Source organism: Pseudomonas sp. NPDC088885 (assembly GCF_044750025.1).
Lineage (GTDB): Bacteria > Pseudomonadota > Gammaproteobacteria > Pseudomonadales > Pseudomonadaceae > Aquipseudomonas > Aquipseudomonas rustica.
In genome coordinates, this window is record NZ_JBIVJB010000042.1 from 1 (window position 1) to 21,866 (window position 21,866).

Genomic DNA, 21,866 nt, shown 5'->3' on the forward strand with positions numbered 1-21,866 from the left:
GTAATCATTTATGGAGGGGGGGAAATTAAGCTTTTGGCTTAATGAGGCCGCGCCGCAGAGAAGGCGACAGGATCGCGTACTTATTCGAAAAGGAGTGCGTCGGCGACGGCTAGCAGGGGGCAGTGGAGAAACCACTGCGGGGCCGAATGTACCACCTGAGTTTCTGAGCGTCTAGCCCTGAATACGCAAAAAGCCCCGCAATTTGCGAGGCTTTTTTTAATGCACTTTACAGCGACGCTTAGATGTTGGCGTCGAGGAAAGCTGCCAGCTGCGACTTCGACAGCGCGCCGACTTTGGTCGCTTCAACGTTGCCGTTCTTGAACAGCATCAGCGTCGGGATACCACGCACGCCATGCTTGGCCGGAGTTTCCTGGTTTTCGTCGATGTTCAGTTTGGCAACGGTCAGCTTGCCTTTATAAGTCTCGGCAATCTCGTCCAGAACCGGAGCGATCATTTTGCAAGGACCGCACCATTCAGCCCAGTAATCGACCAGGACAGCGCCTTCGGCCTTGAGTACGTCGGCTTCGAAGCTAGCGTCGCTAACGTGTTTGATAAGATCGCTGCTCATGGAATTCTCCAGGTTGTAAGCAAAAAAACGTGGCCCATCATAGCCGCCCTTCCCCTGTTCAGGAAGCCGCAGATGATTGAGTCTTGCTATGGCACTCGATGAGTTTGGGTATAGCTCAAGTCACGCGGTAGCGGGAGCGATGAAGGCGATTCCGGTGCGCAGCGCGGCATTGCGCACGTGCTCCTGCATGGCTTTTTGCGCGGCAGCCGAGGCCCGGCGAGCGAGGGCGCGAAGGATTTTGCGGTGTTCCTGCCAGGTTTCCAGGGCGCGTTCGGCACGGATGAACGGTAGTTTCTGGCTCTCGAGGAACATCTCGGCGCTGGCGGTGAGGATGCTCAGCATCGCCTGATTGCCGCTGGCCAGGAGGATGCGCCGGTGGAATTCGAAGTCGAGTTTCGCTGCCGCCTCAAAGTCGCCGGCCTTCAATTGCTCGCGCATCGCCGCAACATTGTCTTCCAGCGCATCAAGATCAAACGTGCTCAACGTCACTGCCGCCAACCCGGCGGCAAAGCCTTCCAGCGCATAACGCAACTGAAAGATATCCAGCGGCGACGCCTGCGCAGCGAATGACCAGCCCGGCGCGTTCTCGCCCGACGACAGCTCCACCGGCGCCTGCACGAACACGCCTTTGCCCGGCTGAATACTGACCACGCCCAACGCACTCAGCGATGACAACGCCTCGCGCAACGACGCCCGGCTCACCCCCAGTTGCAGCGCCAGATCACGTTGCGACGGCAAGGCATCGCCGGCGCCGAAACCCTGTTCGGTGATCAGTTTGCGGATCGCTTGCAGCGCCACTTCGGGTACTGCACGGGAAATCGAATTCATGGTTATTCAGACGCGTCAGGCCAATGTGCGGCTAGTTGTAAAGCTATTCGCCGAGTCCGGCAAGTCATGCCCCAGCGGGGTTCGGTGATCGCGGCCGATGCGCTATCGCAGTGCGAAAAACAACCTGACTGTTCAGACCAGTAAGACCGAACAAAGCCGCTGAAACCGCGGCCTGCCGCAGCGAAAGCCACGTATTGGCACGGCGCATGCTCTGTCCGAACGCAGAAATCACTTCTCGCCGATCCGGAGATTGTCCATGACCAAGCGTTACAGCGCCCTCCTCGCCGCTCTGTTTTCCAGCCTGCTGCTCAGCCAGGTACCCGCTCACGCCGACGGCCTCGACGACGTGGTCAAACGCGGCACGCTGAAAGTCGCCGTGCCGCAGGACTTCCCGCCGTTCGGCTCGGTCGGCCCGGACATGAAACCTCGTGGCCTCGACATCGACACGGCGAAACTGCTGGCCGACCAGCTCAAGGTCAAACTCGAACTGACCCCGGTCAACAGCACCAACCGCATCCCGTTCCTGACCACCGGCAAGGTCGACCTGGTGATTTCCAGCCTCGGCAAAAACCCCGAGCGCGAGAAAGTCATCGACTTCTCCCGCGCCTACGCACCCTTCTACCTCGCCGTGTTCGGCCCGCCAGATGCTGCCATCGCCAGCCTCGACGACCTCAAGGGCAAGACCATCAGCGTCACCCGTGGCGCCATCGAAGACATCGAGCTGACCAAGGTCGCCCCTGAAGGCGTGACCATCAAACGCTTCGAAGACAACAACTCGACCATCGCCGCTTACCTCGCCGGGCAGGTCGACCTGATCGCCAGCGGCAACGTGGTCATGGTCGCGATCAGCGAAAAGAACCCGAAACGCGTGCCGGCGCTGAAAGTGAAGCTCAAGGATTCGCCCGTCTACGTCGGCGTGAACAAGAACGAAGCGGCGCTGCTGGCCAAGGTCAACGACATCCTGACCACCGCCAAGGCTGACGGCGCACTGGAAAAGAACTCGCAGACCTGGCTGAAAGAGCCGCTGCCGGCCGATCTCTGATCGACTGCGCGGGAGACCTTCATGGCTTATCAGTTCGATTTCATGCCGGTGGTGCAAAACACCGACCTGCTGCTGCGCGGGGCGCTGTTCACCCTTGAGCTGACGGCCATCGGCGCGCTGCTCGGGGTCGGCGTGGGCATTGTCGGGGCATTGGTGCGAGCGTGGAACATCCGTCCGTTCTCGGCGATCTTTGGCGTCTACGTCGAGTTGATCCGCAACACGCCGTTTCTGGTGCAGTTGTTCTTTATCTTCTTCGGCCTGCCGTCGCTGGGCGTGCAGATTTCCGAGTGGCAAGCGGCGGTACTGGCGATGGTGATCAACCTCGGTGCCTATTCGACCGAGATCATCCGCGCCGGCATTCAGGCGATTCCGCGCGGGCAACTGGAAGCCGCAGCGGCACTGGCGATGACGCGCTTCGAAGCGTTCCGCCATGTGGTGCTGCTGCCGGCGCTGGGCAAGGTCTGGCCGGCCCTGAGCAGCCAGATCATCATCGTCATGCTCGGTTCGGCGGTGTGTTCGCAGATCGCCACCGAAGAGCTGAGCTTCGCCGCCAACTTCATTCAGTCGCGCAACTTCCGCGCCTTTGAAACCTATGCGCTGACCACGTTGATCTACCTGTGCATGGCGCTGTTGATTCGCCAGTTACTCAACTGGATCGGCCGTCGTTACATCAGCCGAAGCGGGGGCCGCGCATGAGCGATTTCACCTTCTGGGACATCCTGCGCAACCTGCTGATCGGCTTGCAATGGACGCTGGCGCTGTCGCTGGTGGCGTTTATCGGCGGCGGCCTCGTCGGCCTGCTGATCCTGATCATGCGCATCTCGAAAAACCCTCTATCGAGCAACATCGCCCGCACTTGGATCGAGCTGTTCCAAGGCACGCCGCTATTGATGCAGCTGTTTCTGGTGTTCTTCGGCGTGGCCCTGGCCGGGATCGAAATCTCGCCGTGGATGGCCGCAGCGATTGCCTTGACCTTGTTCACCAGTGCTTATCTGGCGGAGATCTGGCGCGGTTGCGTTGAGTCGATCGCGCATGGCCAGTGGGAAGCCTCGGCGAGTCTGGCGCTCAATCCTCTGGAGCAACTGCGTTACGTGATCCTGCCGCAAGCGCTGCGCATTGCCGTGGCGCCGACCGTGGGCTTTTCGGTGCAAGTGGTCAAAGGCACCGCGGTGACCTCGATCATCGGCTTCACCGAATTGACCAAGACCGGCGGCATGCTCGCCAACGCCACGTTTGAACCGTTCATGGTCTACGGCCTCGTCGCCCTCGGCTATTTCCTGCTCTGCTACCCCTTGTCCCTCAGTGCGCGCTACCTGGAAAGGAGACTGCATGCCTCTGCTTAGAATTTCCGCCCTGCATAAATACTACGGCGATCACCACGTGCTCAAAGGCATCGACCTCAGCGTCGAAGAAGGCCAGGTGGTGGCGATCATCGGCCGCAGCGGCTCGGGCAAATCCACCCTGTTGCGCACGCTTAATGGTCTGGAATCGATCAACGACGGCGTGATCGAAGTCGACGGCGAATACCTCGACGCCGCCCGCGCCGATCTGCGCAGCCTGCGGCAAAAAGTCGGCATGGTGTTTCAGCAGTTCAACCTGTTCCCGCACCTGACCGTCGGCGAGAACGTGATGCTCGCGCCGCAAGTGGTGCAGAAAGTGCCGAAAGCCAAAGCGGCGGAACTGGCGAGAGAGATGCTCGAACGCGTGGGCCTCGGGGAAAAATTCGATGCCTTTCCGGATCGGCTGTCCGGCGGCCAACAGCAGCGCGTGGCGATTGCCCGGGCATTGGCGATGTCACCGAAAGTCTTGCTCTGTGATGAGATTACCTCGGCACTCGATCCGGAACTGGTCAACGAAGTGCTCAGCGTCGTGCGGCAATTGGCCAAGGAAGGCATGACGCTGATCATGGTCACTCACGAGATGCGCTTTGCCCGCGAAGTCGGCGACAAACTGGTGTTTATGCACCACGGCAAGGTGCATGAAGTGGGCGATCCGAAGCTGTTGTTTGCCAATCCGCAGACGGCGGAACTGGCCAACTTCATCGGCACGGTGGAGCACGCGGGCTGAGCATTCAGTCGTGCAGCAACTCGAATGTGCCGGCGGCTTCGAACAGGGTTTCGTCGTGGATCTGCAACTGGCGGGTGTCTAGCTGCGCCTGAACGTCGATCTGCGCAGTAAAGTGCCGGGCGCGCTGCGATTGAATGGTTTGCGCCGCATCGAACAGTTGTTCCGCGCGTGGCTGCGGCTCGGTATCGCGGGTCAGCATCGCCGCGCTGCCGTCTATTACCGCGTCGCTGATGCGCAGGCTGAATTGGCCCTGTTGGCCTAGCCGGAAAACATTCGGGCCCGCGCTGGTGCCGTTGAAGCGCAGTTTGATTGGCGTGGGCGTCTGGCAGATCACCGTCAAGGTGAGTCGGTGAGTGTCCAGATTTACCCAATGTTGGCCGAGAGGTTGGTCGGGGAATGCGCCGCGATGTAATTGGCCGTAATCAACTTCGGACTGGCTCAATCGTGATTCGCAGTCAGCGGCGAAAATCGGTGTCATCAGCAGGTAGATGACTAGCGCGACGGCTGATTTAGCGTGCATGGCAAACGCCCTCCATGGCTTCATACAAGCGATCGCTGTGAGTGTCGGGCGGCGGTTCCAGTTGCAGCTCGCAGCGGCGGTTGTTGGCGAGCTGAACGTGCAACGTCTGCGCGCCCTGCACATCACTCAAAAACGCTTTGCCGCCCTCAACGACTGAACCGAGTAGTTGCCCCTGCTCCGTCAACACCGACGCGCCTCGGCTGACTGGCAGTCCTTGCTCATCGACAATTTGCAACAGCACGCGACGCACGCTGATCACTTCGAAATCCAGCGTATTGAATGAGCCGCGTCCGGCCTGCACTTCTTTGAAACCATTGATCAGATCGACCCGGCGCGGCAACGTCCGGGTCATCACTTGCACGCGGCTTTGGCTGTACGCCGACAGCCCGGGAATCACCGCGCGCCCGTCGCCGTCCGTCCACACCGGGCCTGACGGCGTCGTTAACTGCACCCCCGAAAGATTTCCCACGGAAGCGATGCCGAAGGTGTCTTGAATGGCATAAGGGGAAAACGTCACACCGTCCTCGTGCACAGCGATGCCTCCCTTGAGCTGGCCCATGTAACTGTTGCTCGCCGCGTCGCGGTTCACGCCAAGCCCGACTTGGGCATAGCGCGGAAGCAGGCCGACGCTGGCGTTCAGCCGCGAACCGCGCGCCTCGCCGATGCCGTCGACGCCCAAGCGATAACTCACCGTGTCGTTGACCTGCTCGCTCAGCGCCGAGCCCAGCGTCGTTTGCGTGTCGCGGTGGCTGGCATAGGTGCGCAACTGGCGCGAGCCGCCGAGGGGAATGCCGATGCTCAGGTGCATTGCCGTCGCGTTCGATTCGGCTTCGATGTTGAACGACACGCTGGCGTGCTTGAATCCCTTGCCCCACGAACCGCTCAAGCGTTGCCGGTGCTCACCGTTGTGCAAGGCGCTGCGGCTGATTGCAGCGCTGAACCCGCCCCACCGCGGATCCGCCCAACCTAGCGTCGCGCTGAATTGATTGGCGAAGCGCTGCTGCAATTGATCGGCGCTGTAGCTCTGGTTATCCAGCACATCGCGGTATTGCTCGCTGCGCAGTGTGGCGCTGAGGCCGAAACTGGCCCGTTCGAAAAATGCGCTCGATATGGAAAGGCTCTGCTGCACTCCCTGCGAATCGGTGTCGGCCTGCCGGGCTAAAATTGTGCGCCAACGCAGGTCAGCGTGCTGAAACAGACGGGTATCGATGCCCCAGCCGCTCGCCTGATAATTTGGCGTTGTCATCAGGCCGCTGCTGAGCAGCGACGTCGGCCCCAAGCCCCAACTGCCGCTGAGCGTGGCGACGGTTTGATTGTCGATCTGTTCATCCGCTCGCGAACGCAGGGTTCCCACCGCCAGGTGATAGCCGGGTCGGGCCTGACTGATTTGATGGAACGCCGAGACTGGTAACGCAAACTCCCTTGTCGCACCGTCCTCACCAATGACCTTCACCTGTAGATCATCGCTGCCGTTGAGCAAAGCAAAACCGTTCAGGCTGAACGGCCCTGCTGGCACCAATGTGCTGTAGATCAGCGCGCCGGACTGGCGAACTTCGATGCGCGATGGGCTGCTGGCGATGCCATCGACAGTGGCGCTGGATTCGCTTGGCCGCACAGCGCTCTGGGCTGGAAAAAACTGCGCGCCAGTGATGGGCACACCGGCAAACAGTGGACTGCTGGTGTTGATCTGGCCCAATTGCAACGTTGAATCCAGCCGTTGCAGATCGCGCTGGGCATAGCTGTAAAGGTGTTCGACTCCGCCAGTCTGCTGCCCGGAATTCCACTGCTGACGACTGCGTACGATCCAGTCCGCCGTGTTGAAACCGGCCAGCGTGGAGGCCGAGATGTAGCGACTGCTGCCAGCCGCAGACGCGTTATCCAGTCCGAGCAAGTCGTAGCTGAACATCCCGGCCGTGCCGCCATGGGTGAAATTCGTGGTCGTTTGCGCCACATCGGCCAGCGCATGGGTTGGCACCAGCAGAAGCACTTCTTGTTGATTCGGCCGCAAAGTCACTTGTGTCTGGGGGTAATGCGCCTGGAAAGTGAGACAACCCTGGCTGTCGGTGGTGCTTTTATCGAGGCTGCGCAATCCTGCCTTGTCCAGCAGACCCTGGGTAAAACACAGCTCACCGGCGGTATCGAACTGCGCCTCGGCCCAGCCCTGCTGACGGCCATTGACGAACAGTGTCACCACGCGCCGGCCCTCGCTATAACGCGGAGCCAGCCGAAAATACTCGGCCATGGCCGGATCGATGCCGCGACTGCCGAGTACATCGGTGTCGAACTCCACCGTCCGGGGTTGCGCAGCGAGTGCGTGCTCACACACACCGAGCGCCGCCAGACACACCGCTCGGGCAACCCCGCTGGCCATGCTTCAAGGCCCTTGGACATTGAGGCGAGCGTCGTAGCTGTCGACGGTAAAGCCATAAACCGTTGCCGGGTAAAACGTGACTCCCGTGGCCGATTGCGGCTGTTTATTCAGCTTGCGCTGCAGGACTTCGCCCGGCAGCACGTAGGTTCGACCAATATCCGCGACGTGATTCTGCGGGGTCAGCACGACCTCTTGGGATAGCCGTACGACGTAGGGGCTTTCATTGCGCACTTGCAGGACATCGCCCACCAGCGACCACTCAAGCAGCGTCCACGGCGTGGGATTTTTCGCCAGGCCCCGCGGATGAATGATCAGCGGCAGGTTCTGCCGGATCGTAACGCCGACGGATGCCGTGTCTGCGGGTTTTCTCGGCGGTACGCCTTCGAAAATGATGCGTTTGAGGCGCTGGGTTTTCAGCGGCTCGGAGAAGTGCCCGATCACCCGCACCAATTGTTTGTCCGAGGCTTCTACCCGGGTGATTGGCGGGGTTACCAGCGCGAGAAACTCGGGATCTTCCGGGAGGTTCTCGATCGACGAGTACAACAAGGCTGGCGTCGCATCGGTATTTTTTATATTGATGGTTGTTTCACCGTCCTCTTCATAAAGAATGACCACGGTCGTTTCCGGCACCATGCCGTCGGCGCGCACCGACAAACTTGCGACCAACACGACAACAAAGAAAACAATTGGAATAACTTTAATTAAAACCATTACTCTGCCCACAGGACACCCTCACGAGCAACGCAGCCTCGCGACAAAACAACGACAGTTAATTATTTAACAGCATGTTCCGGCACATCACTGTTCAGTGACATGCCGGGGGCGCTGACGACTATCAGAGATAACTGAGCTCGAAAGTAGCCAAGCCATCCAGAGGCACATCATTATCGATGGTCAATTCCCCTGCCTTATTGATCACCGCCTGAACTTCCAGCACACCGGTTAAGGTGATGAAGGACACCGGCGCCAGCAGTCCCGTCATCCGCGACCAAGCCGCAACGTTGTCTGCCTGACCGACCGCACCGGTGGTAGTTGCCAGCCAGCTGTTGCCATTGTCTACCGAAGTAATCGGCCTGATTGGCTGGCTCGCGGACAGGAAGCTGTCCGGCTTGAGGTTGATCGCATAGCCGCCAATGTGCTCGCCCTTGGCAGTCGCGCCCAGACCGTAGTTGTAGTTGTCGGTGTAATCCGCACCGATCGTGCTGGCCAGAATACCCGGCACCTGACTGAAGCCTTTGCCGTCCTGCGCCTTGAGTCCGACCTTGGTTTGGCCCCGGCAATTGATGTTGAAGACGATCTCTTTCTTTTCCAGCACCGTGTACGAGGTCTGATTAAGATCCTCTGCCGCAATGTTGCCGTAATCGACAACGCCACCGCCCTGCAGAAACGGCACACAACTGGCCGGCACAATCGTGCCCTTGACCCGCAGATCAATAGCCGCCTGAGCATTGATAGAAACGCTGGCAATCACTGTAGCCGCCATTAAAGCACTTATTGTTTTCATAACTTGTCCACCTGACGCTTATTGACTTCAACACAGTTGAAGTCTTCATCCCTGTAAAAAGAGTACGAGCAGGCAATGGCCAGCACTCATACCCGACTTACACAGTCTGAGGACATTGCCTACGAATAAGAAGAAGACACGGTGTCAAAGCCAGTAGGAAATTGCACTTACATGGCGAAGGAAGAGGTTATTAACACTTGCCGAAAAAGTTCTACAGCGCCTAGGTAAAAAGCTCTATATGCCGTAGGAAAACATTCCGCTTATAAAGTCACTCTTTGTATCAACTAACACAGCAATCACTATTCCCGGATCAGCATCCGATCGGCCATCTACAGCATCAACCTTGATCTCTGTGCGTTGGCGGCAGCCGTTGATCGTGGCACGATGTCGAGGTTATCGACCGAGACCCCCTGACCATGCCGCAATCCAAAGCCAAGAATTTGTCCCTGATCGCCGCAATCGACCTGGGCTCCAACAGCTTTCACATGGTCGTGGCCAAGGCCCAGAACGGCGAAATCCGCATCCTTGAGCGCCTCGGCGAGAAGGTGCAACTGGCCGCCGGCATCGACGATGAGCGCAAGCTCAACGAAGAATCGATGCAGCGAGGCCTCGATTGCCTCAAGCGTTTTGCCCAACTGATCAACGGTATGCCGCTCGGCGCCGTGCGTATCGTCGGCACCAACGCCTTGCGTGAAGCGCGCAACCGCCTCGAATTCATCCACCGCGCTGAAGAAATCCTCGGTCATCCGGTGGAAGTCATCTCCGGCCGTGAAGAAGCGCGTCTGATTTATCTGGGCGTGTCGCACACCCTCGCCGACACCCCGGGCAAACGCCTGGTCGCCGACATCGGCGGCGGCAGTACCGAGTTCATCATCGGTCAGCGTTTCGAGCCGCTGCTGCGCGAGAGCCTGCAAATGGGCTGCGTCAGCTTCACCCAGCGCTACTTCAAGGACGGCAAGATCACCCCGGCCCGCTACGCCCAGGCGTACACGGCCGCGCGGCTGGAGATCATGAGCATTGAACACGCCCTGCATCGCCTGACCTGGGATGAAGCCATCGGCTCCTCCGGCACCATCCGCGCCATCGGCCTCGCGTTGAAGGCTGGCGGGCATGGCACCGGCGAGGTGAATGCCGAGGGGCTGGCGTGGCTCAAGCGTCGTCTGTTCAAACTGGGAGATGCCGACAAGATCGATTTTGAAGGCATCAAGCCTGATCGTCGGGCGATTTTCCCGGCGGGTCTGGCGATTCTCGAAGCAATTTTTGATGCGCTTGAACTGCAACGCATGGATCACTGCGAAGGCGCGCTGCGTGAAGGCGTGCTGTATGACCTGCTCGGTCGCCATCATCACGAAGACGTGCGCGAACGTACCCTCACTTCGCTGATGGAGCGCTACCACGTCGATCAGGAACAAGCGGCACGGGTTGAACGCAAAGCCTTGCACGCGTTCGATCAGGTAGCCGTGGACTGGGAGCTGGACGACGGCATTTGGCGCGAACTGCTGGGCTGGGCGGCGAAAGTGCACGAAGTCGGTCTCGACATCGCGCACTATCACTACCACAAGCACGGCGCTTATTTGATTGAGCACTCGGACCTCGCCGGTTTCTCCCGCGAAGACCAGCAGATGCTCGCCCTGCTGGTGCGCGGCCATCGCCGTAACATTCCCAAAGACAAATTCGCCGATTTCGGTGACGACGGCGCCAAGCTGATTCGCCTGTGCGTGCTGCTGCGTTTCGCGATTCTGTTCCACCACATCCGTGGCACACAGGCGATGCCGCAGGTGGTGTTGCATGCCAAGGGCGACACCCTGGACGTGGAATTCCCGGAGAACTGGCTGGATGAAAATCAGCTGACTCAGGCAGATTTTGGCCTCGAAGCCGATTGGCTGACGCGAGTGGGCATCGTCCTCACCGTCCACTGACACACCGCAAATCTCCACTGTAGGAGCAGCCGCAGGCTGCGATCTTTTGATCCGTTTTTTTACGATCAACGTCAAAAGATCGTCCGATCGCGGCCCGAGCCTTCGGCAGCTCCTACAGGTGTGTGGAAGACAGGCACAAAAAAGGCGATCCGCGGGGATCGCCTTTTTTATTGGGTTTGGTTTGAGATTGGGGTGGGCCTGCCCCTCACCCCAGCCCTCTCCCGAGGGAGAGGGGGCCGATTTGTGGGCTTATCAGATTGTGAGTTCAACTCGGTATCCCACGTCGGCGTACCTCGCCCAAACACTCCGATCAGTCCCCTCTCCCTCCGGGAGAGGGCTAGGGTGAGGGGCTCTTGCCTTTGACCTTAACTGCTCACTGGCAAAATCGGCCTACCCAACCGTTCCAGCAACGGCGCCTGAGCACTCCTCGGGTTCTCATTCCCGGTCGGCGCACGGGTGGGCATCGTCCTCACCGTCCACTGAGACACCGCAAATCTCCCCTGTAGGAGCTGCCGCAGGCTGCGATCTTTTGATCCGTTTTTTTACGATCAACGTCAAAAGATCGTCCGATCGCGGCCCGAACCTTCGGCAGCTCCTACAGGTGTGTGGATGACAGGTATGAAAAAGGCGATCCGCGGGGATCGCCTTTTTTATTGGGTTTGGTTTGAGATGAGGGGCTCTTGCCTTTGGCCCTAGCTGCTCACCGGCAAAATCGGGCTACCCAACCGCTCCAGCAACGTCGCCTGCGCACTCCTCGGGTTCTGGTTCCCGGTCGGCGTGTTGCGGATGTAACGGCCATCCGACTGCAGACTCCAGCTATGAGTGTTGTCAGTCAAATACAGCTCCAGCTCTTTCTTCACGCGGGTCAGCAGCTTTTTGCCTTCCACCGGGAAGCAAGTCTCGACGCGTTTGTCGAGGTTGCGTTCCATCCAGTCGGCGCTGGAGAGGAACATTTGTTCGTCGCCGCCGTTGAGGAAGTAGAACACCCGCGTGTGCTCCAGGAAGCGACCGATGATCGAGCGCACATGAATGTTGTGCGAAACCCCGGCAATCCCCGGACGCAAGCAGCACATGCCGCGCACCACCAGATCGATGCGCACGCCGGACTGGCTGGCCTTGTACAGCGCGCGGATGATCTTCGGATCGGTCAGCGAGTTGAACTTGGCGATGATGTGCGCCGGTTTGCCTTCGACGGCGAACTGGGTCTCGCGGGCAATCATGTCGAGCATGCCCTTCTTCAGCGTGAACGGCGCATGCAGCAGCTTTTTCATGCGCAGGGTTTTACCCATGCCGATCAACTGGCTGAACAGTTTGCCAACGTCTTCGCACAAGGCGTCGTCGGAAGTCAGCAGGCTGTAGTCGGTGTACAGCTTGGCGTTGCCGGCGTGGTAGTTGCCGGTGCCGAGGTGCGCGTAACGCACAATTTCGCCGGCCTCACGACGCAGAATCAGCATCATCTTGGCGTGGGTCTTGAAACCGACCACGCCGTAGATCACCACCGCACCGGCCGCTTGCAGACGGCTGGCCAGTTGCAGGTTGGATTCTTCGTCGAAGCGCGCACGCAGCTCGATGACCGCCGTCACTTCCTTGCCGTTACGCGCGGCGTCCACCAGCGCATCAACGATCTCGGAGTTGGCGCCCGAGCGGTACAGGGTCTGGCGTACAGCGAGCACGTGCGGATCTTTCGCGGCCTGGCGCAGCAGGTCGACTACCGGGGTGAACGACTCGAACGGGTGCAGCAGCAAGATGTCCTGCTTGCTGACCACGCTGAAAATGTTTTCGCTGTTCTGCAGCAGTTTCGGGATCTGCGGGGTGAACGGCGTGTATTGCAGCTCTGGATGACTGTCCAGACCGGTGATGCTGAACAGCCGCGTCAGGTTGACCGGGCCATTGACCTGATACAGCTCGCTCTCGCTCAGGTTGAACTGCTTGAGCAGGTAATCCGAGAGGTGTTTCGGGCAGGTGTCAGCGACTTCCAGCCGCACCGCATCACCGTAACGACGCGAGAACAACTCGCCACGCAGCGCGCGGGCCAGGTCTTCGACGTCTTCGGAGTCGAGCGCCAGGTCGGCGTTTCGGGTCAGGCGGAACTGGTAGCAACCCTTAACCTTCATGCCTTGGAACAAGTCATCGGCGTGGGCGTGGATCATCGACGACAGGAACACATAGTTGTCGCCGGGGCCGCCGACTTCTTCCGGCACCTTGATGATCCGTGGCAACAGACGCGGTGCCGGGATGATCGCCAGACCGGAATCGCGACCGAGGCGTCGATGCCTTCCAGCTCGACGATGAAGTTCAGGCTCTTGTTCACCAGCAACGGGAACGGGTGCGTCGGGTCGAGGCCGATCGGGGTGATGATCGGCGCGATCTCGTCGCGGAAATAGCGGCGTACCCAGGTCTTGAGCTTGACCGTCCAGTTGCGGCGACGGATGAAGCGCACCTGATGCTTTTCCAGCTCCGGCAGCAGGATGTCGTTGAGGATCGCGTACTGACGGTCAACATGACCGTGCACCAGCTCGCTGATGCGGGCCAGCGCTTGATGCGGTTGCAGGCCATCGGCGCCGGCCTGCTCACGGGCAAAGGTGATTTGCTTCTTCAGGCCGGCGACACGGATTTCAAAGAATTCGTCGAGGTTGCTGGAGAAGATCAGCAGGAACTTCAAACGCTCCAGCAGCGGATAGGACTCGTCCAGCGCCTGTTCCAGCACGCGGATATTGAACTGCAGTTGCGAGAGCTCGCGGTGGATGTACAGGCTGCTGTCATCCAGACCCGGAATGATGATCGCCGGCACCGCCACAGCGGTTTCGGCCACCGGCGCGGGTGGCGCTGGCTCCAGTTCCGGCGGGGTCTCGGTGATTTGCTCCACCACCGGCTGAGCTTCTTTTACTGCAACTTCAGTGAGTCCTTCGGTATTCATCGAATGTTCCTGGGAGGGCTATTTCTGCTCTTGTAACAATTGAGCGGCACGGACAGCAAAGTAAGTCAGGATGCCATCTGCACCGGCACGTTTAAAGGAGGTCAGTGATTCGAGGATCACCGCTTCACTCAACCAGCCATTCTGGATCGCCGCCATGTGCATGGCGTATTCGCCACTAACCTGATAGACGAAGGTCGGCACTTTGAAGGCATCTTTTACCCGGAAAAGAATGTCCAGATACGGCATGCCCGGTTTGACCATGACCATGTCCGCGCCTTCAGACAAGTCCGCATCGACTTCGTGCAGCGCTTCGTCGCTGTTGGCCGGATCCATCTGATAAGAGGCTTTGTTGGCCTTGCCGAGATTCGAAGCTGAACCCACGGCATCGCGGAACGGGCCGTAGTAGGCGCTGGCGTACTTGGCCGAATAGGCCATGATCCGCACATTGACGTGGCCGGCGATTTCCAGCGCTTCGCGAATCGCCTGAATGCGACCGTCCATCATGTCCGACGGCGCCACCACCTGTGCGCCAGCTTCGGCATGGGACAACGCCTGACGCACCAGTGCGTCGACGGTGATGTCGTTCTGCACGTAGCCTTCTTCGTCGAGAATGCCGTCCTGACCGTGGGTGGTGAACGGGTCGAGCGCAACGTCGGTGATCACGCCGAGTTCCGGAAAGCGCTCACGCAAGGCGCGGGTGGCGCGCTGGGCGATGCCTTCAGGGTTCCACGCTTCAGCGGCGTCGAGGGATTTCAATTCAGGAGGCGTGACCGGAAACAGCGCCAGCGCCGGAATCCCCAGTTCGACCCACTTGGCGGCCTCTTCGAGCAGCAGGTCGATGCTCAGGCGCTCTACGCCGGGCATTGAGGCAACGGCTTCGCGGCGGTTTTCACCGTGGAGCACGAACACCGGCAAAATCAGATCATCCACCGTCAGCACATTTTCCCGTACCAGCCGACGCGAAAAATCATCGCGGCGGTTGCGACGCAAGCGAGTGGCGGGGAACAGACGGTTGGCAGGGGTAAAGCTCACGGCGGACTCCTGAGCCCGCGCAAACGGGCGAGCGTGACAGTTATAGACGGCCATTATGACGAACAGATTACAGTTGTGTGAGGCCTGTGGCACGGTGACGGATTCCATTCTTATTGTAGGAATTGTTCACGTCGAGACACATTTGGACACTTTCATGAATGTGTCCGAAGGGTTAGGCTGCGCGTTCATTTCGCCAGCACCCAGACAATGCTCCAACAATTTCTGCATGACTTCGGCTACTTTGCCTTGTTTCTTGGCACGTTCTTCGAAGGCGAAACCATCCTGGTGCTCGCAGGCTTCCTCGCGTTCCGTGGATACATGGACATCAACCTGGTGGTGGTCGTGGCGTTCTTCGGCAGCTATGCCGGTGATCAGCTGTGGTACTTCATGGGGCGCAAGCACGGGCGCAAATTGCTCGCGCGCAAACCGCGCTGGCAGATGATGGGTGACCGCGCGCTGGAACACATTCGCAAGCACCCGGACATCTGGGTGCTGAGCTTCCGCTTCGTTTATGGCTTGCGCACGGTGATGCCGGTGGCGATCGGCCTGTCGGGTTATCCGCCGGGACGCTACCTGCTGCTGAACGGCATTGGCGCGGCGATCTGGGCCACGGCGCTGGCCGCTGCGGCTTACCACTTCGGTGCGGTGCTGGAAGGCATGCTCGGCAGCATCAAGAAATACGAGCTGTGGGTGCTTGGCGCCTTGCTGGTGCTCGGTGTTGGCCTGTGGCTGCGCCGCCGCTTCAAGAATGCGCGTCTGGCGAAGAAGATTTACGAGGATGAACAAGCTGCCAAGGCTGAGCAACTGCAACTCGCCGAGCCAGCCAAGTCCGCCGAACCTAAACCGCCAGCCGAGTAACGCGCTGACGGCAGCTATACAGCCCGATGCCGCTGAGCAGGCTGTACCCGAGCAAGCCAGCCCAGATCATCGGGCTGGCCGGCCACAATCCAACCAGGGGCGCCAGCCACACCAGCGGCACGTTCAACCCCAGCCGCAACAGCTCGACCTTCAACGCCCACGGGCGATTCTCCAGGCTTACGCCCAACGCAAACACCCCGAACGCCACCGCGCCCCAGCCGAGTAACAATCCGGTGGTCGGCAGACTGCGCTCCAGATTCATCAGATAACTGCCCAGCGCGATGTACACGCAAAACTGCAGCGCCACGTAGCATTGCTGGCGACGCTCCAACGGCACGTCGAATTTGCGGAACTGCGCCAGATCCGGCTTGCTTATCGGGTACTGCGCCGCCACATCCGCCGGGCGCCAGCCGGTGCGCATAAACCAGATCCGCAGCTTGTCCCACTTGCGCTCGGCCCGACGTGCGTCGTCCCACAATTGCGCATAAAACTGCAGGTTGGCCCACAACGGATTCCAGCTCGCCAGCGGCGTGGTCACCCCGAAAATCACCGGCTCGTTGTCGTCCTCTTCCTGAAACGTGCCGAACAGACGATCCCAAAGAATGAACACTCCGCCGTAGTTGCGATCCATGTAGAGAGCGTTCTGTGCATGGTGGGCCCGATGATTGGATGGCGTGACGAAGAACCACTCGAACCAGCCGAGCTTGGGAATGTGTTGGGTGTGAACCCAGAATTGATAGAGCAGGTTCAGCGCCGCGACGCTGACGAACACCAACAAAGGCACGCCAAGCACCGCCATCGGCAGGTAGAAAATCCAGCCGAGCAGAAACCCGGTGCTGGTCTGGCGCAGCGCGGTGGAGAGGTTGTACTCCTCGCTCTGGTGATGCACCGAATGCGCGGCCCAGAGGATGTTGCGTTCATGGCCCATGCGGTGCAGCCAGTAGTAGCAGAAATCGTAGAGGACGAAGGCCAGCATCCAGACCCAAACGCTGTCTGCCGGCAGTTTGAACAGCGCCAGATGTTCGAGGGCGAAGGCGTAGGTCAGCAGCCCGACGCCTTTGGTCAGCAGCCCGGTGGTGGTCGACAATACGCCGGTGCTGATGCTGTTCACCGCATCGGCGAGGCGATAGTTGCTCACTCCGCGCCAGCGGTCGGCGATCAGTTCGAGCGCAATCAACACCAGGAAAAACGGCACCGCATACAGAATCAAGTCCATGACGCGCCCTGCTCGCAATCGTATGAACAGATCCTAGGTGTAGCCGCCCGTTTACCCTATGGCAACGCGCGACAATTTAGTAGACATTTAGCGCCATGAATCTGGAGAGAAACCCATGAGCAAAAAAGTTGCAGTGATCCTGTCCGGCAGTGGCGTGTACGACGGCGCCGAGATCCATGAAAGCGTCATCACCCTGCTGCGCCTTGATCAACGCGGCGCGCAGGTACAGTGCTTCGCCCCGAACATCGCGCAATTGCACGTGATCAACCACCTGACCGGCGAAGAAATGCCCGAGACCCGCAACGTGCTGGTCGAGTCGGCACGGATTGCCCGTGGCAACATCAAAGACATCCGCGAAGCCGACGTCGATGACTTCGATGCGCTGATCGTGCCCGGTGGTTTTGGGGCGGCGAAGAACCTTTCCAACTTTGCTGTCGAAGGCGCGGGCTGCAGCGTGCAGCCTGAAGTGCTGGCGCTGGCCGAGGCGTTTGCCGAAGCGGGTAAACCGGTGGGTTTGATGTGCATTTCGCCGGCTCTGGCCGCGAAGATCTACGGCCCGGGCGTGACCTGCACCATCGGCAATGACGCCGACACGGCCACGGCGATGAACAAGATGGGCGCGACGCATGAAGATTGCGCCGTGACCGAGATTATCGAGGACAAGGCGCGCAAACTGGTGACGACCCCGGCTTACATGCTGGCGCAGAACATCAGCGAAGCGGCTTCGGGGATCAACAAACTGGTCGACCGGGTATTAGAGCTAACCCACGAAAACGACGCCTGACGCGGTCTATTGTAGGAGTGAGCCTGCTCGCGATGGCGGTGTGCCAGGCAACATATCTGTTGAATGATCGACCGCTATCGCGAGCAGGCTCACTCCTACAAGGGATTTGTGTTGGGCTCAGGGTTTACGGGTCAGTCGGGTGAGAATCCGATCCAGCGCATTGGCAAACGCCTGCTTCTCGCGATCGCCAAATGGTGCCGGGCCGCCGCTCATCTGGCCTTGCTCGCGCAGATCGGTGAACAGGTTGCGCACCGCCAATCGCTCGCCCATGTTCTGCGCATCGAACTCCTTGCCGCGCGGATCCAGCGCCGCCACACCCTTCTTCACCAGCCGATCGGCCAGCGGGATATCGCTGCAAATCACCAGTTCGCCAGGCACCGCGTGCTCGACCAGATAATCATCCGCCGCATCCGGCCCGCTCGGCACCACGATCAGTTTGACGATGGCCAGCCCCGGCTTGATCTGCGGCTGCCCGGCCACCAGCACCACTTCGTACTGACGCTTGAGCGCAAACTTCACCACCAGATCCTTCGCCGCCCGTGGGCAAGCGTCGGCATCGATCCATACACGCATCATCGTTTCCTCTTCTAAAAGCATCGCGGGCAAGCCTTGCTCCTACAACAACCATTGTAGGAGCAAGGCTTGCCCGCGAATGTGAGCGCAGCGAATGCTTTTTACGCGGCAAGCCGCTTCTTCTCAGCCACCCAACTACGCCCATACAACACAACAATCGCCAGAATCGCCACCGCTTGCGCCGTCAACGAATACGCATCGGCATGAATCCCCAGCCAGTCAAACTCAAAGAACGCCACCGGCCGCGTACCGAAGATCCCGGCCTCCTGCAACGCCTTCACGCCATGCCCGGCAAACACCACCGACAGCGCGCAGAGCAGCGCCGCGTTGATGCTGAAGAACAACGTCAGCGGCAGTTTCGCCGAACCGCGCAGGATCACCCACGCCAGACCGACCAGCAGCACCAGCGCCGTCGCACCACCGGCGAGTACCGCGTCATGCCCGGCCGGGCCGGCCTGCAACCACAGGGTTTCGTAAAACAGGATCACTTCGAACAACTCGCGATACACCGAAAAGAACGCGAGGATCGCAAAACCAAACCGCCCGCCACCGCCGACCAGACTGCTCTTGATGTAATCCTGCCAGGCTGCGGCGTGGCGACGATCGTGCATCCACACGCCCAGCCACAGCACCATGACGCTGGCGAACAGCGCCGTCGCGCCCTCGAGCAATTCACGCTGCGAACCGCTGACATCGATCACGTAAGCCGCCAACGCCCAGGTGCCGAGGCCGGCCAGCAGCGCCAAGCCCCAACCGACGTTGACGCTGCGCACCGCCGACTGCTGGCCGGTGTTGCGCAGGAAGGCCAGAATCGCCGCCAGTACCAGAATCGCTTCCAGGCCTTCGCGCAGCAGAATCAGCAAACCGGAGATGTAGCTCAGCGACCAGCTCAAACCATCGCTGCCGAGCAACCCGGCAGACTCTTTCAACTTGGCCTTGGCCGCGCCCAGACGCTGCTCGGCCTGTGCGACCGGCAAACCGTCCTGCAACGACTGACGATAAGCCATCAGCGATTTTTCAGTGTCCTTGCGTACGTTGGCGTCGACGTTATCCAGCGAACTCTCAACCAGCTCGAAACCTTCCAGATACGCCGCCACCGACAGGTCGTAAGCCTGATCGTGTTCACCGGCGCGGTACGCCGCCAGACTCTTGTCCAGCGTCGCCGCGGTATAGTCGAGCAACTGCGCCGGGCCGCGTTTGACCTGCGGCGGTTGCGCTCGCTGCGCACGGAAAGTCGCCGCCGCTTGCGGGCCTTCAGCGCCCTGCACTTCGGCCGGAGTCTGGCGCGCCAGATCGGCGATGTTGTAGGTTTTCTCGGATTGAGCGGCCGCCGCATCAGCACTGAAACCGGCGATGTAAGTGGCCAAATCCCAACGCTGGCGATCGTCGAGCTGATCGGCGAACGCTGGCATGTCGGTGCCTTCGACGCCTTGGCCGAGGGTGCTGTAAATCGCGTACAGGCTCAGGTGATCCATCCGCGCCGCCTCACGCAGATTGGCCGGCGCCGGCGACATGCCGACACCCGCCGGGCCATCGCCGAGGCCGGTATCGCCGTGGCACACCGAGCAGTTCTGCGCATACAACGGCGCGCCACGGCTCGGATCCGGGGTGATGATCGGCGCCTGGCTGACTTCATACGCCACGGCCAGTTTCGCGCCCAGTTGCCGCGCCTGACGGGCCACTTCCGCGCCGTCCTGCTTCGCGGTGATGGCCGCACGCAACGCGGCGACGCCCTGCTCCAACGCAGCCTTTTCAGGCTTGCCCGGCATGTCGGCGATCAAGCCTTGCAGCGCTTGGGTGAATTCCAGTTGCTCGCGGTATTCGGCGTCATCGACAACTGTGCCCGCCTCGACCGTCGGCGGGTAATCCGCGCTGATGTAATCGAGCAGGTGCAGCGCTTGTGGCGCGCCTTCCACGGTATCGGCCAGCAGATTGAAGCTGCTCAACGCAAACAAAGGGAACAGCAGCCAGGCCAGAAATCGGGACGAGGCAGTCATGAAGGAGTCTCAAGGGGAAATACGGAGTTACATATTGTTCACTCCGGCGCCATTTCCCTCAAGCTTTGTCGGTGTTTGATATGTTTCAGCGCTGAATTCGATGACCACTTCCGGGCGCCAACCGCCCCTATAATGCGTCACCTCCCAGCCTTTGCCGTTCAAGGAAGAACCCGTCTCCATGCGCCATTGCCTGCCGTTCTTCCTGCTGCTCAGCGCCATCGTGCAACTGAGCGGGTGCGCCGCTTACCGCAATTACGATGAGGAAATGCAGCAAACCATCGACCAGATGGCCAAGGGCGACCTCAACGAAGCGCTGTACGTGCTGAAGGTCAACAATCCCTGGGAAGACAAGGATCTGCTGTATTACCTGGAGCGAGGCGCGATTCTCAGCGCTGGCACCGCCCTGCCAAAAAGTCAGGAAGCCTGGCGCACCGCTGAGCAGATGATTATCCAGCGTGAAGACGCCGTGCCCTCCGCGCCCATGAAACTGCTGACCCGTTTCGGCAATGAAATGGGCACGATGCTGGTCAATGACAAGCTTCTGCGTTACGAAGGCTACGACTACGAAAAGGTCATGCTGACCACCGAGATGGCCCTCAATCAATTGGCAGACAACGATTTCGACGGGGCCCGCGCCGACATCAAGAAAACCCACGAACGTGAAACCCTGATTGCCCGCCAGCGCGAACGGCAATACGAAGAGGCTGAAGAGCAAGCCAAGCAGCAAGGGATCAAGCTGCATTACAAAGACCTGCAAGGCTACCCGGTCGCCGTCCTCGACGCTCCGCAGGTCATCGAGCTGAAGAACGGTTACCAAAGTGCGTTCAGCCATTATCTGGCCGGTTTCACCTATGAAGCCTTGGGCGAACGCACGCTCGCGGCGCCGGGTTATCGTCAGGCGATCGAGTTGCGTCCGGGCGTGCCCTTCCTCGAAAGCGCGTTGCGCAATCTCGACAAGCCCGGGCCGGACGATGATGAAAGCGAAGTTCTGATCGTGGTGCAGAGCGGTTTCGCCCCGGCGCGCAGCTCGGTGCAAGTGCCGATTCCGGTGCGCCTCAACGAAAACCTGACGATAGTTGCGCCGATCTCGTTTCCGGTGATGCTCCCCGACACCCTCACGCCGCCCCTGACGCATATCGTCGTCGACGGTAAACAGCAGAAACTGACGATGATCAACAGCGTCACCGACATGGCCATGCGTACCTTGCGCGATGACATGCCGCAGATCATTTCGCGGGCGATGTTCCGCGCCAACATGGCCGCCATCGGCCAGGCCGACAAGAACCAGCGCGATCCTTCCAAGGCTTCGCTGGTAGTCACCGATCCCGACCCTTTCGAAGAGGCTGACACGCGCACCTGGCGCACCCTGCCGGACAAAACCCTGGTCGCCCGGCTGCGCCTGAAAAAAGGCCTGCACCGCGTGCGTTTTCCCTACGAAGGTGCAGAGGGCGGCCTGACCGTGCGCATCGACCAAAGCCACCAGCTATTGAGCCTGCGGGTCTTTTTGTATCAAGGCTTTTTCATCGGTTCGTCGTGGCTGTTCCCCGAAACACCGGCAGCGGCCGTAATGGCACCTAACTAACCAGTGCAATTAAAAAGCTATTACATCGCCATCATCCCGCGCTTATAATGCCGCGCCTTCGCTATGGCGAAACGGCATTAAAGCTCCT

The 21,866-nt window shown here is 60.0% G+C and carries 19 protein-coding genes and 1 pseudogene; 8 read left to right on the plus strand and 12 right to left on the minus strand.

Annotated elements, in window-relative coordinates:
• Positions 1-238: 238 nt before the first annotated feature.
• Together trxA and ACIP1X_RS17225 are read right to left on the minus strand one after the other, a co-directional pair.
• Positions 239-568: a thioredoxin TrxA gene (gene trxA, locus ACIP1X_RS17220; protein WP_003206727.1), complete on the minus strand. Its 330-nt coding sequence runs from the start codon at positions 566-568 to the stop codon at positions 239-241.
• A gap of 120 nt (positions 569-688) precedes the next feature.
• On the minus strand, positions 689-1,396 hold the full coding sequence (locus tag ACIP1X_RS17225) for a FadR/GntR family transcriptional regulator (RefSeq protein ID WP_400753795.1): 708 nt from the start codon (positions 1,394-1,396) through the stop codon (positions 689-691).
• A 256-nt stretch (positions 1,397-1,652) separates the two neighbouring features.
• Between ACIP1X_RS17225 and ACIP1X_RS17230 the strand changes: the two genes are divergently transcribed.
• Genes ACIP1X_RS17230 through ACIP1X_RS17245 form a run of 4 tightly spaced genes read left to right on the plus strand, consistent with a single transcriptional unit; the run spans position 1,653 to position 4,505 of the window.
• Entirely contained in the window at positions 1,653-2,438 is a 786-nt protein-coding gene (locus ACIP1X_RS17230) for a transporter substrate-binding domain-containing protein (protein ID WP_158832135.1), read from the plus strand.
• Between the two features lie 21 nt (positions 2,439-2,459).
• Positions 2,460-3,134 carry an amino acid ABC transporter permease gene (locus tag ACIP1X_RS17235; protein WP_053124909.1) on the plus strand — a complete coding sequence of 225 codons (675 nt, stop codon included), beginning with the start codon at positions 2,460-2,462 and terminating at the stop codon, positions 3,132-3,134.
• Positions 3,131-3,781, plus strand: a complete 651-nt coding sequence (locus ACIP1X_RS17240) for an amino acid ABC transporter permease (protein WP_159814351.1) — start codon at positions 3,131-3,133, stop codon at positions 3,779-3,781. The genes ACIP1X_RS17235 and ACIP1X_RS17240 overlap by 4 nt, the downstream gene beginning before the upstream one ends.
• Positions 3,768-4,505: an amino acid ABC transporter ATP-binding protein gene (locus ACIP1X_RS17245; RefSeq protein WP_159814353.1), complete on the plus strand. Its 738-nt coding sequence runs from the start codon at positions 3,768-3,770 to the stop codon at positions 4,503-4,505. The genes ACIP1X_RS17240 and ACIP1X_RS17245 overlap by 14 nt, the downstream gene beginning before the upstream one ends.
• A 4-nt stretch (positions 4,506-4,509) precedes the next feature.
• Here ACIP1X_RS17245 and ACIP1X_RS17250 read toward each other — a convergent pair whose 3' ends face one another.
• From ACIP1X_RS17250 to ACIP1X_RS17265, 4 genes are all read right to left on the minus strand, one after another.
• A complete protein-coding gene (locus ACIP1X_RS17250; protein WP_282356448.1) occupies positions 4,510-5,025 on the minus strand; it encodes a hypothetical protein in 516 nt (171 codons plus the stop codon).
• Positions 5,015-7,396, minus strand: a complete 2,382-nt coding sequence (locus ACIP1X_RS17255) for a fimbria/pilus outer membrane usher protein (protein WP_400753800.1) — start codon at positions 7,394-7,396, stop codon at positions 5,015-5,017. The genes ACIP1X_RS17250 and ACIP1X_RS17255 overlap by 11 nt, the downstream gene beginning before the upstream one ends.
• A 3-nt stretch (positions 7,397-7,399) precedes the next feature.
• Entirely contained in the window at positions 7,400-8,119 is a 720-nt protein-coding gene (locus ACIP1X_RS17260) for a fimbria/pilus chaperone family protein (protein ID WP_400753803.1), read from the minus strand.
• Positions 8,120-8,231: 112 nt separating this feature from the next.
• Entirely contained in the window at positions 8,232-8,900 is a 669-nt protein-coding gene (locus ACIP1X_RS17265; protein WP_400753805.1) for a DUF1120 domain-containing protein, read from the minus strand.
• Positions 8,901-9,316: 416 nt separating this feature from the next.
• Between ACIP1X_RS17265 and ppx the strand changes: the two genes are divergently transcribed.
• Complete coding sequence (ppx, locus tag ACIP1X_RS17270) at positions 9,317-10,819, plus strand: exopolyphosphatase (protein WP_159814361.1); 1,503 nt, start codon at positions 9,317-9,319, stop codon at positions 10,817-10,819.
• Positions 10,820-11,511: 692 nt separating this feature from the next.
• Here ppx and ppk1 read toward each other — a convergent pair.
• From ppk1 to hemB, 3 genes and pseudogenes are all read right to left on the minus strand, one after another.
• Entirely contained in the window at positions 11,512-13,236 is a 1,725-nt protein-coding gene (gene ppk1, locus ACIP1X_RS17275; protein WP_400753829.1) for a polyphosphate kinase 1, read from the minus strand.
• Positions 13,149-13,736 (minus strand): annotated as a pseudogene (locus ACIP1X_RS17280) (RNA degradosome polyphosphate kinase); the annotation flags it as partial. The gene ppk1 and the pseudogene ACIP1X_RS17280, both read right to left, overlap by 88 nt.
• An 18-nt stretch (positions 13,737-13,754) precedes the next feature.
• The gene (hemB, locus tag ACIP1X_RS17285) at positions 13,755-14,768 is read right to left on the minus strand and encodes a porphobilinogen synthase (RefSeq protein ID WP_400753808.1); all 1,014 of its coding nucleotides are present in this window, start codon (positions 14,766-14,768) and stop codon (positions 13,755-13,757) included.
• A gap of 207 nt (positions 14,769-14,975) precedes the next feature.
• On the opposite strand from hemB, the gene ACIP1X_RS17290 reads away from it, so the two are divergent.
• Positions 14,976-15,626, plus strand: a complete 651-nt coding sequence (locus ACIP1X_RS17290; protein WP_212550200.1) for a DedA family protein — start codon at positions 14,976-14,978, stop codon at positions 15,624-15,626.
• Here ACIP1X_RS17290 and ACIP1X_RS17295 read toward each other — a convergent pair.
• Positions 15,607-16,842 (minus strand): sterol desaturase family protein, encoded by a 1,236-nt coding sequence (locus ACIP1X_RS17295; protein WP_400753811.1) that lies wholly within the window; start codon positions 16,840-16,842, stop codon positions 15,607-15,609. The genes ACIP1X_RS17290 and ACIP1X_RS17295 overlap by 20 nt on opposite strands.
• 115 nt (positions 16,843-16,957) lie before the next feature.
• On the opposite strand from ACIP1X_RS17295, the gene elbB reads away from it, so the two are divergent.
• On the plus strand, positions 16,958-17,626 hold the full coding sequence (elbB, locus tag ACIP1X_RS17300; RefSeq protein ID WP_008084520.1) for an isoprenoid biosynthesis glyoxalase ElbB: 669 nt from the start codon (positions 16,958-16,960) through the stop codon (positions 17,624-17,626).
• Positions 17,627-17,743: 117 nt separating this feature from the next.
• Here the strand turns inward: elbB and ACIP1X_RS17305 are convergent, their stop codons facing one another.
• Both ACIP1X_RS17305 and ACIP1X_RS17310 read right to left on the minus strand, forming a co-directional pair.
• Positions 17,744-18,199 carry a YaiI/YqxD family protein gene (locus ACIP1X_RS17305; protein ID WP_127930187.1) on the minus strand — a complete coding sequence of 152 codons (456 nt, stop codon included), beginning with the start codon at positions 18,197-18,199 and terminating at the stop codon, positions 17,744-17,746.
• A gap of 101 nt (positions 18,200-18,300) precedes the next feature.
• A complete protein-coding gene (locus ACIP1X_RS17310) occupies positions 18,301-20,196 on the minus strand; it encodes an FTR1 family protein (RefSeq protein ID WP_400753814.1) in 1,896 nt (631 codons plus the stop codon).
• 178 nt (positions 20,197-20,374) lie between these two features.
• Here ACIP1X_RS17310 and ACIP1X_RS17315 point away from each other — a divergent pair, with 178 nt between their 5' ends.
• Entirely contained in the window at positions 20,375-21,778 is a 1,404-nt protein-coding gene (locus tag ACIP1X_RS17315; RefSeq protein ID WP_400753816.1) for a COG3014 family protein, read from the plus strand.
• Positions 21,779-21,866: the final 88 nt, after the last annotated feature.